Below are 14,743 nucleotides of genomic sequence, written 5' to 3'. Positions count from 1 at the left end.
AAAATACGGTAATATTGGCTAATTCTCATATATTTGGGTAGGATAAACTTAAGTAATTGAAAAGATGAAGTGTAAAAATTGTAATGAAACAATAGAAAATGATGCCTTATTTTGTGATCATTGCGGAGCAAAAGTTTTAAAAGATCGTATTACACTTCGTTTTTTATTAAAAGAACTCTTTGCAAGTTTTGGTTGGGATAGTTATTTTATTTTAACTATTAAAAAGATGTTTACCGAGCCTCATGTTGTTTTACGAGAATATGTTGGGGGTATTAGAAAAAGATATTTAAATCCGTTTACTTATTTAGCTATCAGTGCAGCATTATCATTAATTATATTTAATTTTTTTGCTGAAGATTTTATTAAAATTCAAAGCTCTATTAATTCAAATGAAATTGAAGCACTACAAAAAATTGCAAATCAAGATTTATCTGAGTTAAAAGATGTTTCTGCCGAGCAGTTAAAAAAAATGAAAACAGAAAAAATGACTGCTGGTATTAGGCTGAAAGTACAAGATAAAATAATGACGTTTTTTCTGAAGTACTTTAATCTAGTAATGTTCTTGTTAATTCCAATGTATGCAATAATAAGTAGCTTTACGTATAGGAAACCGTACAATTTTGGAGAACATATAGTAATAAATAGTTACTTAATGGGAACTACAATGTATGTGTCAATTTTACTGTTTTTCTTAGCTCTTTTGATACATCCTGGATTTTACTTTTCTAATTTAATTTTCTTTACTGTTTATTATATGTATGCTTTAAATAAATTGCATGGATACAATTTAAAGCAAAGTATACTTTACTTTTTAAGGTTTTTATTGGTATTATTAATTTTTGCTTTAATACTACTATTTATAGTTGTGATATTAAGCTTAATCATCGGTGTTTTCATAGGAATTAAAAATCCAGATATCTTTAAACAGTAACTATTTAATAACTAAATGTGGAACTTTAGTAACATCCCAATCAATTACTAATCCACCAGAAATAGATTTAGCAACGTCTTTTCCGTATAAAAGTTCACATAAATATAAAGCAGCTTCGAAAGATTTTGCTCCACCTGCTGAGGTGATGTATTTATCATCATGAACAAAAAGGACTTCTTTTCTAATATCTAAATTAGGAAACATTTCACGCATCTTATCGATATCAGAAGGAAATGTAGTAGAAACTTTTTTATCAAGTAAACCAGCTTTAGCTAAAACAAAAGCACCATCACAATGTGAGGTTACAAATTGCGCTTCTTTATCTACCTTTTTTACAAAATCGATCATTTGTTTATTGTTTAAGTCAGTATCTAGATGATGTTCAGCACTTGGTACAACAAGGATATCAATTTTAGGTAGTTTATCTTTTAGATAATTAAAATCAGGAATAATTCGCATTCCTTCAAAAGTGGTAACAGGTTCATCTTTATCAGCAACAGTAAAAACATTCATTGGTCTTATTCCTTCTCTAAAAATGGTATGTTGAAAAATATCGTAAGGAGCAGTAAGTTCTGTATTATAAGTTCCATCCATAATAAGAAATGCAACATTGTACCTATTAGGTTTTAACTCAGGGAAAGTTTTAGGAGTTTTTTCTGCTTTTTTGGTTTGTTGACAAGCAGTTAAGGTGATAATAAATACAAAAAGTAAAATTTTTCTCATTTCTTTAATATTATGATAAATTTCAATGTTTAAAAATAAGTATTTTAAATAAGTTCTGTTTTTATTAAGAATTCTTGAGTTTCTTTAACATTATGTTAAGATTTAATGGGGTGCTCATTTAGTAATTTCGATAAATTTTTCAACAAATTTACTAATGAATATAAAATTATTATCAAGAATTCTTATCGTTCTTATGACTTTGGGTGTCACAATAAATGCAGATGCACAAAGAAGAAAGAAAAAGAATAAAAAGAAGGAGGCGAAAACCGTTGCTCCACCTAAAAAAAGACCAAAAAAAGGAGGGATTCAACCTTATGCAAAGGTCGTAACAAAAAAGCATAAAACAGACGAAGGTTTGTTTAAAGTTCATGAAAAAGATCAGGCATATCTTTTTGAAATTCCAGATTCTTTACTTGGGAAAGAAATGTTAATGGTAACTAGAATTGCTAAAACAGCCAGCGGAATTGGTTTCGGTGGAGGGAAACAAAATACACAAGTATTAAGATGGGAGAAAAAGCATAAAAAGATTTTATTACGTGTAGTTTCTCATTCTGTAGTTGCAGATAGTATTTTACCAGTTCATGAAGCTGTTGTAAATTCTAATTTTGAACCAATTTTATTCTCTTTTCCAATAAAAGCGTTTAGTAAAGACTCTACAGCAACAGTTATTGATGCTACTCCTTTGTTTGCTACTGATGTTAAAGCTTTAGGTTTTCCTCAATCTAGAAGAAGACAATTTAAAATTACAAGAATGGATAAAACTAGATCTTTTGTAGATCGTGTTAGTAGTTATCCAAAAAATATTGAAGTTCGTCATGTAAAAACATACTTTTCTAGTCAACCACCATCAAACGGTAGTGTCGGTTCTATTTCATTAGAATTAAGTAACTCTATGATTTTATTACCAGAAAAACCTATGAAACGTCGTTATTTTGATAGAAGAGTAGGTTGGTTTGCTAGATCTCAAACAGATTATGGTTTAGAAGCACAGAAAAGTAAATCTGTTCGTTACTTAGATCGTTGGAGATTAGAGGTAAAAGACGAAGATATTGAGAAATTTAAAAGAGGTGAATTAGTTGAACCTAAGAAACCGATTGTTTATTATATAGATAGAGCTACGCCAGAAAAGTGGAGAAAATATATTAAGCAAGGTATTGAAGATTGGCAAGTTGCTTTTGAAGCAGCAGGATTTAAAAACGCTATCATAGCTAAAGATCCACCAAGCAAGGAAGAAGATCCGGATTGGAGCCCAGAAGATGTACGTTATTCTGTTGTACGTTATTTAGCATCTCCAATTCCAAATGCTAACGGACCGCACGTAAGTGATCCTAGATCAGGAGAAATTTTAGAATCAGACATCAATTGGTATCATAATGTAATGACATTATTACACAATTGGTATTTTATTCAAACTGCTGCAATTAATCCAGAAGCAAGATCAAATCAGTTTAAAGATGAAATTATGGGACGTTTAATTCGTTTCGTTTCTGCTCACGAAGTTGGTCATACGATTGGTTTACCTCACAACATGGGAAGTTCTACTGCTTATCCTGTAGATTCCCTACGTTCTGCTACTTTTACAAAAAAATATGGAACAGCACCTTCTATTATGGATTATGCTCGTTTCAATTACGTAGCTCAACCAGAAGATAAAGGAGTAGCGTTAATGCCAAATATTGGTATTTATGACAAGTATTCTATCAAATGGGGATATCGTCCTATTTTAGATAAAACTGCTGAAGAAGAAAAACCAGTGTTAGATCAGTGGATTTTAGAGCATGCAGGAGATCCAATGTATCGTTTCGGTAGACAACAATTTGGAGTTATTGATCCTAGTTCACAAACTGAAGATATAGGAAATGATGCCATGAAAGCAAGTATGTATGGAATTGCAAATTTAAAACGAATCCGTCCTAACTTAATAAATTGGACAGCAGAAGACGGACAAGATTATAGTGAGTTAGGAACTATGTATGGTCAGTTACTAGGACAATACAATAGATATATGGGGCATGTATCTGCTAATATTGGGGGAGTGTACGAAAACTATAAATCATATGATCAAAAAGGAGCTGTTTACACTCATGTAAGTAAAGATCATCAGAAGAAAGCAATGAAGTTTTTACAGGATCAATTATTCAAAACGCCAACCTGGTTGATTGATGAAGAAATTTTCAATAAAATTGAAAATTCAGGAAGTGTTGAGCGTTTAAGAGGAACACAAGTTAGAACATTAAACAATGTTTTAGATTTTGGAAGATTGGCTAGAATGATTGAAAACGAAACATTAAATGGAACAGCAGCGTATTCTGCAATTGATATGTTAGGAGATCTGAGAAGAGGTATTTGGAGTGAATTGAATAGTGGAAGAAAAATAGACACTTACAGAAGAAACTTACAAAGAGCACATATTGAACGTTTACAGTTTTTAATGGAAAAAGAACAACGTCCAGTCCCTGCAAGATTTAGAAGGTTTTTCGGAGGAACTAGGGTAGATGTAAGTCAGTCTGATATTAGAGCTATTGTAAGAGCAGACTTGAAAATTTTAAGAAGAAGTGTTAAAGCTGCTATAGGTAGGACTTCTAATCGTTTAAGTAGATATCATCTACAGGATGCTGTTGAAAGAATCAATGAAATATTAGATCCTAAATAGTTAGGAACCTAAAAAGAGGTCTTTTATAGACCTCTTTTTTATTTATATTTACTTCAAAATCAATCAAAGCTAAACATGAAAAAAGTACTAAATCTTTTCGTAGTTGCTAGTTTAATTCTAAGTTGTACAACAGCTAAAAACAATGAAGAAGAAAACAAAGCAGTTGAGAAACAAGATACCTTTGTAGAAGACAATTACACGAAAAAAGAAGTTAAAATTACCATGAGAGATGGAGTTAAACTTCATGCGACTATTTATGCTCCAAAAGATACAACAAAAACATATCCGATCTTATTACAAAGAACTCCGTATAGTTGTGCACCTTATGGAGAAGGTAAATTCAGAAAGCGAATAGGACCAAATCCAAATTTAATGAAAGAAGGGAATATTATTGTATATGAAGATGTTCGTGGACGTTGGATGAGCGAAGGAGTTTACGATAATATGCGTGCTTATATTCCAAACAAGAAAGAAAAGGAATCTGATGAAACTACAGATACTTACGATACTATCGATTGGTTAGTTAAAAATGTGAAAAATAATAATGGAAAAGTTGGAACTTGGGGAATTTCTTATCCAGGTCATTATGCTACAGTATCAGCAATTGATGCGCACCCAGCTTTAAAAGCAGCTTCACCTCAGGCTTGTATTGGAGACTTCTTTTTTGATGATTTTCATCATAATGGAGCTTTCTTATTAAGTTACTTTAGAGCAATTTCTTTATTCGGAACATATAAAGATCAACCAACAGATTCTGTGTGGTACTCATACCCAAAGATGAATACACAAGATCAATATCAGTTTTTTTTAGATAAAGGTCCATTAAAAAATTTGAATGAATATTTTCAATACGATAAATTAGATACAAAAGTTGCTGCTAATGATAAAAATAGAATTGATGATTTCTTTTGGAAAGAAATTGTAGAACATCCAAATTATGATTCTGTTTGGCAAAGCAAAGGTATTATTCAACATTTAAATAAAGTTCCGCCAACTGTTGCAACAATGGTTGTAGGTGGATGGTTTGATGCTGAAGATTTATACGGACCGTTAGAAACATACAAAGGCATAGAAAAGAATCAGCCAAATAATTATAATACAATGGTTTTTGGTCCTTGGGATCATGGTGGATGGTCGAGAAGTAAAGTAAAAAATAAAGTAGGAAACTATTATTTTGGAGATTCTATTTCTTTAAACTTTCAAAAAGATATTGAAACCAAGTTTTTTAATCATTTCTTAAAAGGAGATGGATCTAAGAACTCAGGATTACCAGAAGCTTATGTTTTTGATACTGGAAAAAAAGAATGGAAATCTTATGAAGCTTGGCCTCCTAAAAACATTCAAAAAGAATCTTTTTACTTAGGAGAAAATCAAGAGTTGACATCGGCAAAAGCAGGAAGTACAAAAATTCAGTTTATCAGTGATGTAAAACGTCCTGTTCCGTATTCAGAAGATATTAAAACAGTATTTACGCCAAGAAAATATATGACAGACGATCAGCGTTTTGCTGCCCGTAGACCAGATGTATTAGTCTTTGAAACAGACGTGTTAACTGAAGATTTAACATTAGCAGGAGATATTTTAGCAAAATTAAAAGTAGCTACAACTGGTACAGCTGCAGATTGGATTGTAAAAGTTGTAGACGTGCATCCTTCAGATTTAAAAAATGATAATGAAGACATGCAAACGCATTTAAAACTAAGTAACTATCACATGATGGTGCGTAGTGAAGTAATGCGTGGTAGATTTAGAAATAGTTTTTCAAAGCCAGAGCCATTTTCTCCAAACAAAAAAACAGATGTAAATATTACATTACAAGACGTTTTTCATACGTTTAAGAAAGGTCATAAACTACAGATTCAAGTGCAAAGTACTTGGTTTCCTTTAATAGATTTAAATCCGCAGACTTATGTGGATAATATTTATAAAGCTGAAGCAAAAGATTTTAAAACGCAAACACATACTGTATTTACAGATTCAAGTATTGAATTTTCTGTTTTAAGGTAGTGGGAAGTTTGTGTTTATGTTATTGGTTTATAGTAGGTTTGTTTTTTTTTTGTTTAGTGTTTTTTGTAAAATACAATCTTTATTTGAAATTACTACTATGTTTTGTTTGTAAAGGGCTGATATATCGTTAAAAATTCTTACAATACTTTTGTTAGAATTTAATCTAATATTTTATTTTTTTTAATTTTTTCGAAAAAGTAGATTGATCATAATGTATACTTATTTATTCGTTTTTGAGCATCGGATTTCACTTTTGATAATATTTATTTATTCAATAAAACTAAAACTGTCTGATTTGTGCTATTGCTGTCCGATATGTATTAGCATTGTCCATTTTATTTTAGTTAGTGTCTTTTTATTAGGAGCTAAAATTGCTTTTTTAATATAGTTTTACGGATGTTCGAGCAAATAATTAAACGATTTAGAATAAAAATAATGTGAGTAGATAAAAGTGTGCACAATTACTCTTGTTAAATTATTCTTTAAACTATTAAAATAAAATAAAATGCAAAAAATAATAAAATCACTTTCGTATCTGGTATTTTTTTGTCTTATCATTTCATGTAATAATGATGATGAGCTAGAATCTTTAGATAGAATTGAATCTAGTAAAAAAAACAATGAAGAAGTTGAGTATGTATATGGTCCCATTATTAAAATACAAGATGATTTTAATGAAAATAATTTTTCTAATAGGTTAAGGACTAAAATATCTAATGATTGGAAAAGATTAGATAATAAAGATTTAAAAGGATTATCTGGTAAAAAGACGATTGATTTTACAAATCAACATGATTTAAGAGGCAGATTTGCTTGGGCTTTAAAGAGCGGCGATAAGTGGCCTGTTAGTGTATCAATTAACAATAACAAATTCGAAAGTGGAAAAGGAAGTAAAAATCCTAATTCACAATTTAAATGGTATGCAGATTATAGAGTTAACGGAACTTTAATTAAGAGGACTAAATCTGATTATGGAAAATGGAAAAAAGTTGAAGGTACTAATAGAAGATCAGCCCGTAATAAAAGTGGGAAAAGAAAATTTATGGAATTACCAGGGGAATGGAGAGTGGCTATAAAGAATACTAGCCATTGGAATGTTGAAGGAAATATAGGAGTTGAACTTGGAGGTGAGATTAAAGTTCCTTTAGTTGCTGATGCATCTGCCAAAATTAGCGTGTCTCTTAAACATGGTTTTGGAGGCTCAAAAGATAAAACCATAACTGAGGTGTTTAAAGGTGGTGGTATTTGGGTTCCTGCAGGAAAAGAAGTTGTTTGGGAGTTATCAGAACGTCATCAAACTATAAAGTCAGAATGGAAAGCACCTCTGGAGTTTAAGGGTTTAATAGGTGCAGATTATGGAGCTAAAAAATATGAAGGGCATCATTTTTGGGCTGTAGAAGCAGGTTGGTTTTTTCATGAGTATACTAGAAAAGATAATGAGTTTTTTACTATTAATGTAACAGAAGAATCAGGAAAAGAGATAAGAGTAAGGTCTTGGGTTATAAATGACACTACTGTTGAACAATAGTTTAATTATAGGGATGAAAAAGTATTCTAATCTATTTCATCCCTTTCTTAAGCTTTAAAATGACAAAAATGAAAAAATACTTTAATAAATTTTTACCATTAGTTTTTTTGATTTTCTTTTCATGTACAGATAATATGACTCTTATTGAGGAGAACGAGTTAGAAAGAAAAGCGATTTCTAAAAGTAAAGAAAAAGAACTACAATTTGTAACATATAATATCCATGGAGGTAAGGGACCTAATGATGAAGGAAATTTAAAAGATAATTTAAAAGCTTTTAAAAAGCTATTAAAAGAAGAAAAAATATTGTTTTTTCAAGAAGTAAAACCTGAAATGTTAAAAACAATAAAAGAAATTTTTAATGAATTCAAATATGTTTTTTTTACAGAGATTCAAGCAGAAAAAAAATTTTGGAATTGGAGTAGTTTTTCTTGGAGAACAAAAAAAGGAGGAATTTTAACATTATCTAAAATACCATTTTATCAGTCTCACTCTAAAGAAATACAGAAAGATCCAGGCGGAGATAGATGGAAAAGAAAGGCACAGCATGTATCTTTTACTTTTAAAAATCAAAACATAGATTTTTTTCATTATCATAATACTTATAATTGGAACATAAATAATTTTGAATCTGAGAAAGAAGGTATGAACAAATTTAAAGATTATATTAATTCTAGGCTAGGATCTAATATTGAATTTTATAATAATATTGTTGTCTTAGGAGATTATAATCTTTTTGTAGAAGATGTAAAAGATATTATAAAAACCAAGTCTCATTACTATGATGGTAGAGATCATATCAATTCAAATAGAAAATTTATAAAGAAAGGTAAGTATAATACTATTGAAATGAAACTTTCTGATCATAGGGCAATTTGGGGTAGAATTGAATAGTAATTATTAATAGTACTAACTTCTAAGGTTATTTTCTTAATTAAATATATTAAGCATCACCTAAAGCATTTTGCTTTAGATGATGCTTTTTTTTTATAAGTTATTATTATATTTTTTAATTTCAGAAGGTGTTTTGTTATATGTTTCTTTAAAACATTTGCTAAAGTATGAAGGAGTATTGTATCCTAAACAATAAGTTATTTCAGCAATACTTAAATCTTTCTCTTTGTTCATTAAATGAATCGAGTGTTCCATTTTGCATTGATTAATAAAATTTATTGTTGTTAATCCTGTTTTGGCTTTAATTCTTCTTAAAATAGTTCTTTCAGATAAATTAAATTCATTAGCTATTTCTTTGACATTAATTTTTTCGTTACAGGGTTTAGATATAATGAATAACTTTATTTTTAATAAAAAATCGTCATTTTCAATTGTTGAGAAATTGAATGAGAATTCTTCTTGTTTGTTTTTCTTTACAGAGTAAAAAAAATCTCTTAAACTCGTTTTTTTAAATAATTCGGATAGTTTTTTAAAAGACATAAAATGATAAAAAGGTTAATTTAAATTGTCTTAAGTATGTTTGAGGCTTGTTGTTTTTAATTAAAAATAAAACAAATAAAATAATAAATTCCCTACCTTTAATTTGAATTATTATAGAGAAGAAATTTTTAGAAAAAACAGTCTGAAGTAAAAAAAATAGAATAAAAAAATCCCGAGCAAAAGGACAAAACTTAGCTCGGGATTTATCAATCACTAAAATATAAAAATAAAAATTGTATTAATAAGCATCTTCATGAACCATCTTAATTGCTCTACCACTAGGTTCATTTTGGTTTTTAAAACTTTCATCCCAAGCTAACGCAGTTGGTGTACTACATGCAATAGACGGTACAGAAGGCACTGTTAAAGCGGCTGTTTCACTAGGGAAATGCTCTTCGAAAATAGAACGATAATAATATTCTTCTTTAGCTCTTGGTGTTTGTACTGGGAATCTATGATGAGCACTCTTCATCATTTCATCAGTTACTTCTTGTTCAACTAAATCCTTTAAAGTGTCAATCCAGTTGTATCCAACACCATCAGAGAATTGTTCTTTTTGTCTCCAAGCTACGCTTTCTGGTAAATAACTTTCAAAAGCTTTACGTAATACCCATTTCTCCATACGTTCTCCATTGATCATTTTATCTTCAGGGTTAATTCGCATAGCAATATCCATAAATTCTTTATCTAAGAAAGGAACACGACCTTCAATTCCCCAAGCCATTAAACTTTTGTTAGCTCTTAAGCAATCGTATTGATATAATTTATCTAGTTTACGAACTGTTTCTTTGTGGAATTCTTCTGCATCTGGTGCTTTGTGGAAATACAAATATCCTCCAAAAATTTCATCAGCACCTTCACCAGATAATACCATTTTAATTCCCATAGATTTAATAACACGAGCCATTAAATACATTGGAGTAGAAGCCCTAATTGTTGTGATATCGTAGGTTTCTAAGTTGTAAATTACATCACGGATAGCATCTAATCCTTCTTGAATAGTAAATGTAATTTCATGATGAATTGTTCCAATATGATCAGATACTTTCTTAGCAGCAGCTAAGTCAGGGGAACCTTCTAAACCAATAGAGAATGAGTGTAACTGTGGATACCAAGCTTCTTCTTCATCACCACTTTCTACACGTTTAGAGGCGTATTTTTTTGCAATGGCAGATGTAATTGAAGAATCTAACCCTCCAGATAATAACACACCGTAAGGAACATCACTCATTAATTGACGGTGAACAGCAGCTTCTAAAGCATCTCTTAATTCATCTATACTAGTTTGGTTTTCTCGGACTGCTTCATACTCCATCCAGTCTCTAGAGTACCAACGTTGTAATCCATCTTCACGAGTATAATAATGTCCCGGAGGAAAAACTTCTACTTTGTTACAAAAACCTTCTAAAGCTTTTAATTCTGAAGCTACATAAAAAGTTCCTTTTTTGTCCCAGCCAATATATAAAGGAATAATTCCCATATGATCTCTAGCAACTAAATATTCATCAGTTTTAGCATCATAAACAGCAAAGCCAAAAATTCCGTTTAAATCATCTAAAAATTCAACTCCCTTTTCTTTGTATAAAGCAAGAATTACTTCACAGTCAGATTTTGTTTGAAAATCGTATTTATCTTCGAATTGTTTTCTTAATTCTTGGTGATTGTATATTTCTCCATTTGCAGCTAAAACAAATCTTCTATCGCTACTAAAAAGAGGTTGTTGTCCAGAGGTTGGATCTACAATGGCAAGTCTTTCATGAGACATGATAACTTTATCATCACTATAAATTCCACTCCAGTCTGGTCCTCTATGACGAATCTTTTTCGACATTTCTAAAATCTGAGGTCTTAACACATCAGATTTCTCTTTTAAATCAAACGCACATACAATTCCACACATAATCTTTTATCTTTTTATTTATATATTTTACTTCTAATTATGGTTCAAATTACTTGAATATACTTTTTATTAAAAACAAAAAAATAAGTATTGGTTTTAAATTTTAATTATTTGTGTATTTTTTGTTTTTAAATGTAATATTTTTAAATGAAATGTTTAATTTGAATTAAAGTTTGCTATTTTTCAATACTTCTTTTGTATTAACTTGTAACATTATTCAACAACATAAAGATAAAAGTGAAATAATGATGAAGGTACTCCTTAAGATGGTATTACTTTTTGTTACCGTAAAACTAGCTTCTCAAACTTTAGAAGGAAATCAACTTGAACTTAGAGTAAATCAAGTAGGTTATACAATAGGACAAACAAAATTAATTACTGTAAATGCGAATTCAAAAGTTAAAACTATATATCAAATCAAAGATGAATCAAATAATGTAATTCAATCAGGAAAATTGAATGTAGATAGTTTTTGGAAAGACGCAAATGAGTATGTCGGAATTATAGATTTCACATCTATAAACAAAGAAGGTAAATATGTAGTGTCTGTTTCAGGAAAGCAATCAAACATAAAAGTTCTTAAAAATCCATACAAAAAACTAGCTGATGATGTTTTCAAATATTATTATTTTAATAGAGCTTCAACAGTATTAACAGAAGAATATGCGGGAGTATGGAAAAGACCAAGTGGTTTAAAAGATGATAAAGTTATCATTCATAAATCTGCGGCAAGTAAAGAAAGACCTGAAGGAACAATTATTTCTGCTACAAAAGGTTGGTTCGATGCTGGAGATTACAATATGTATATTACCAATAGTGGAATAAGTACGTATACTTTATTAAGTGCATTTGAAAACTATCAAGAATATTACAAAAGTAAAAGTTATCATATTCCTGAAAATACAAATGAGATTCCAGATATTCTAGATGAGGTAATTTGGAATTTAGATTGGATGTTAGCTATGCAAGATCCTAATGATGGAGGAGTATATCATAAACTTTCAGGATTAAAGTTTTCTGGAGCAATTATGCCTCATGAATACAATTTAGATAGGTATGTAGTTAAGAAGAGTACTTCTGCAGCTCTTAATCTTGCGGCAGTTTGTGCGATTGCTTCTAGAATATTTTCAAAAGTAACAGGAAAAGAAGCCTACAGTAGTAAATTATTGACAGCAGCTTTAAAGGCTTATAAATGGGCAAAAAAACATCCTAAAGATTATTTTACAAATCCAAAAGGTGTGCGTACTGGTCAGTATGAAGATTTTGATTTAAAAGGAGAGTTTCAATGGGCCGCAACAGAATTGTTTGTGGTTACTGGAGGGGAAGAATTTGCAAAAGATATTTCAGTTGAAACCGTTTCTAATGAAGTTCCTTGGTGGAAAGATGCTAGTGCTTTAACATTATTCACTCTTGTGAAATTTGGTGAGAATTTTAAGGATAGAATTCCATTTGAAAAAGCAAAAAGTAAGTTTTTAAGCAAAGCAGACGAATTAAAAGAAAGAATTACAAATTCTCCAATGCGAATAGCAATGAATGGAAAAGATTATGTTTGGGGAAGTAATGGAGTAGCAGGAAATCAGTTAATGTATGTTTTGAAAGCTTACGAACTTACAAATGATAAATCGTATTTAGATGCTGTTTTTGTTGGTTTAGATTATTTGTTAGGAAGAAATGGAACAGGAACTTCTTATATTACAGGAGCAGGAACAAATTCTGCAAAATATCCTCATCACAGGATTTCAGAAGCAGATAAAGTAGATTTACCAGTACCAGGAATGGTTGTTGGCGGACCGCAACCTGGGCAACAAGACAAATGTAAATACACAAGTAAAATGCCAGCAAAATCATATTCTGATACTTGGTGTTCCTATGCTTCTAATGAAGTAACTATCAATTGGAATGCACCTATGGTATATGTTATAAACGCACTTCAATACTATCAAACAAAAAAATAAATAAATACTTGTTTAGATAAAAAAGACTTTATAAATTTGTTGTCAAATGAAAATGAAACAATTAAATAACTGGTGGTGGAAAACTCTTAACTTACGTTAGTGAGACCATCTTGTTATATATAAATAATAACTAAAAAAGGCTTATCTCATGATAAGCCTTTTTTTATTGACCAAATACAATGAAACCTACAAAATTTAAAACACTTTTTAAACAAAAAATCTCAGATACAGTTACTCCTGTAGGATTATATCTGCGTTTGAGAGATAAGTATTCAAATACTTTATTACTAGAGAGTTCAGATTATCATAGTAAAGAAGAAAGTTATTCATTTATCTGTATAGAACCCATGGTTTCTTTTAAAGCAGATAAAGATGAATTTTCAATTTTTCACAAGAATAAAGAAGTGAAAAAAGATAAAATCGATAGAAATTTTAATGAATTATTTAACGATTTTACGCAGATCATAGATTTAGATTGTGAGCCAGAATTAAAAGCATTCAATGGTTTATATGGTTATACAACTTACGATAGTGTTCAGTATTTCGAAACTATCAAATTAAATAATCCAGATGCACCTTCTGCAATTCCAATGATGCAGTACAGTTTTTATCGTTTTGTGATTGCCATTAATCACTTCAATGATGAAATGAAATTAATTGAAAACTTAGAAGAAGGAGAAACATCACGATTAAGTGAAATAGAAACAATTATTGAAGCGCAAACCTTCAATACGCAAAAATTCGAAATAGTTGGTGATGAAACTTCGAATTTAACAGGAGAAGAGTTTATTGAAAATGTAAAAAGAGCAAAATCACATTGTAAAAGAGGAGATGTATTTCAATTGGTATTATCTCGTCAATTTCAACAACAATACAAAGGAGATGAGTTCAATGTGTATAGAGCTTTACGATCTATAAATCCATCACCGTATTTATTCTATTTCGATTATGGAAGTTTTAAGTTAATGGGGTCTTCACCTGAAGCTCAAATTAAAGTTAATGAAGGGAAAGCGATTATTAATCCGATTGCTGGAACATTCAGAAGAACGGGTAATATGGCTGAAGATATAAAGCTTGGGAAAAAACTTTCAGAAGATAAAAAAGAAACTGCCGAGCATGTAATGTTAGTTGATTTAGCTCGTAACGACCTAAGTAAACATGCTGCCGATGTAACAGTAGAGGTGTTTAAAGAAGTACAATATTTTAGTCACGTAATTCATTTAGTTTCTACAGTACAAGGAGATTTAAACGGAGATCCAATTAAAGTTGTTGGAGATACTTTTCCTGCAGGAACATTAAGTGGAGCGCCAAAATATAAAGCAATGCAATTGATTGATAAATATGAAAACCAGTCACGTGGTTTTTATGGTGGAGCAGTAGGGATTTTAGGTTTAGATGGAGATGTAAACTTAGCGATTGGTATTCGTTCATTTGTAAGTAAAAACAATGTGTTGTATTATCAAGCAGGAGCAGGAATTGTAATTCATTCTGATGAAGAAAAAGAGTTACAAGAAGTAAATAACAAACTAGCAGCATTAAAGAAAGCATTAACCTTAGCAGAGAAAATATAAACTGTATTAAGTAAAAAGTATTAAGAAATAAGTTATGTCTTA

10 protein-coding genes are annotated in these 14,743 nt (G+C 30.2%); 7 read left to right on the top strand and 3 right to left on the bottom strand.

Annotated elements, in window-relative coordinates; all coding sequences use genetic code 11:
• The first annotated feature begins 64 nt into the window (after positions 1–64).
• Positions 65–931 (top strand): DUF3667 domain-containing protein, encoded by an 867-nt coding sequence (locus AQ1685_RS15330; protein ID WP_095073597.1) that lies wholly within the window; start codon positions 65–67, stop codon positions 929–931.
• On the opposite strand, the gene AQ1685_RS15325 is transcribed toward AQ1685_RS15330, so the two are convergent.
• Positions 932–1,654: a DJ-1/PfpI family protein gene (locus AQ1685_RS15325; protein WP_095073595.1), complete on the bottom strand. Its 723-nt coding sequence runs from the start codon at positions 1,652–1,654 to the stop codon at positions 932–934.
• A 154-nt stretch (positions 1,655–1,808) separates the two neighbouring features.
• Between AQ1685_RS15325 and AQ1685_RS15320 the strand changes: the two genes are divergently transcribed.
• The 4 genes from AQ1685_RS15320 (at position 1,809) to AQ1685_RS15305 (ending at position 8,735) form a co-directional block, all read left to right on the top strand.
• Positions 1,809–4,307 carry a zinc-dependent metalloprotease gene (locus AQ1685_RS15320; RefSeq protein WP_095073593.1) on the top strand — a complete coding sequence of 833 codons (2,499 nt, stop codon included), beginning with the start codon at positions 1,809–1,811 and terminating at the stop codon, positions 4,305–4,307.
• 75 nt (positions 4,308–4,382) lie between these two features.
• Positions 4,383–6,314 carry a CocE/NonD family hydrolase gene (locus tag AQ1685_RS15315; RefSeq protein ID WP_095073592.1) on the top strand — a complete coding sequence of 644 codons (1,932 nt, stop codon included), beginning with the start codon at positions 4,383–4,385 and terminating at the stop codon, positions 6,312–6,314.
• 505 nt (positions 6,315–6,819) lie between these two features.
• Complete coding sequence (locus tag AQ1685_RS15310; protein ID WP_095073590.1) at positions 6,820–7,842, top strand: hypothetical protein; 1,023 nt, start codon at positions 6,820–6,822, stop codon at positions 7,840–7,842.
• 68 nt (positions 7,843–7,910) lie between these two features.
• Entirely contained in the window at positions 7,911–8,735 is an 825-nt protein-coding gene (locus tag AQ1685_RS15305) for an endonuclease/exonuclease/phosphatase family protein (RefSeq protein WP_157730246.1), read from the top strand.
• Positions 8,736–8,828: 93 nt separating this feature from the next.
• Here the strand turns inward: AQ1685_RS15305 and AQ1685_RS15300 are convergent, their stop codons facing one another.
• Entirely contained in the window at positions 8,829–9,275 is a 447-nt protein-coding gene (locus tag AQ1685_RS15300) for a helix-turn-helix domain-containing protein (RefSeq protein ID WP_095073586.1), read from the bottom strand.
• A gap of 238 nt (positions 9,276–9,513) precedes the next feature.
• Positions 9,514–11,175, bottom strand: a complete 1,662-nt coding sequence (asnB, locus tag AQ1685_RS15295; RefSeq protein WP_095073583.1) for an asparagine synthase B — start codon at positions 11,173–11,175, stop codon at positions 9,514–9,516.
• A gap of 245 nt (positions 11,176–11,420) precedes the next feature.
• Between asnB and AQ1685_RS15290 the strand changes: the two genes are divergently transcribed.
• Both AQ1685_RS15290 and AQ1685_RS15285 read left to right on the top strand, forming a co-directional pair.
• Positions 11,421–13,130, top strand: a complete 1,710-nt coding sequence (locus AQ1685_RS15290; protein WP_157730245.1) for a glycoside hydrolase family 9 protein — start codon at positions 11,421–11,423, stop codon at positions 13,128–13,130.
• A gap of 179 nt (positions 13,131–13,309) precedes the next feature.
• Positions 13,310–14,701 (top strand): anthranilate synthase component I family protein, encoded by a 1,392-nt coding sequence (locus tag AQ1685_RS15285; RefSeq protein ID WP_095073579.1) that lies wholly within the window; start codon positions 13,310–13,312, stop codon positions 14,699–14,701.
• The last annotated feature ends 42 nt before the right edge of the window (positions 14,702–14,743 follow it).

Source organism: Tenacibaculum jejuense, from assembly GCF_900198195.1.
GTDB classification, from domain to species: domain Bacteria; phylum Bacteroidota; class Bacteroidia; order Flavobacteriales; family Flavobacteriaceae; genus Polaribacter; species Polaribacter jejuensis.
The sequence above is the reverse complement of the archived record's forward strand: the minus strand, read 5'-3'. Positions and strand labels throughout refer to the sequence as shown.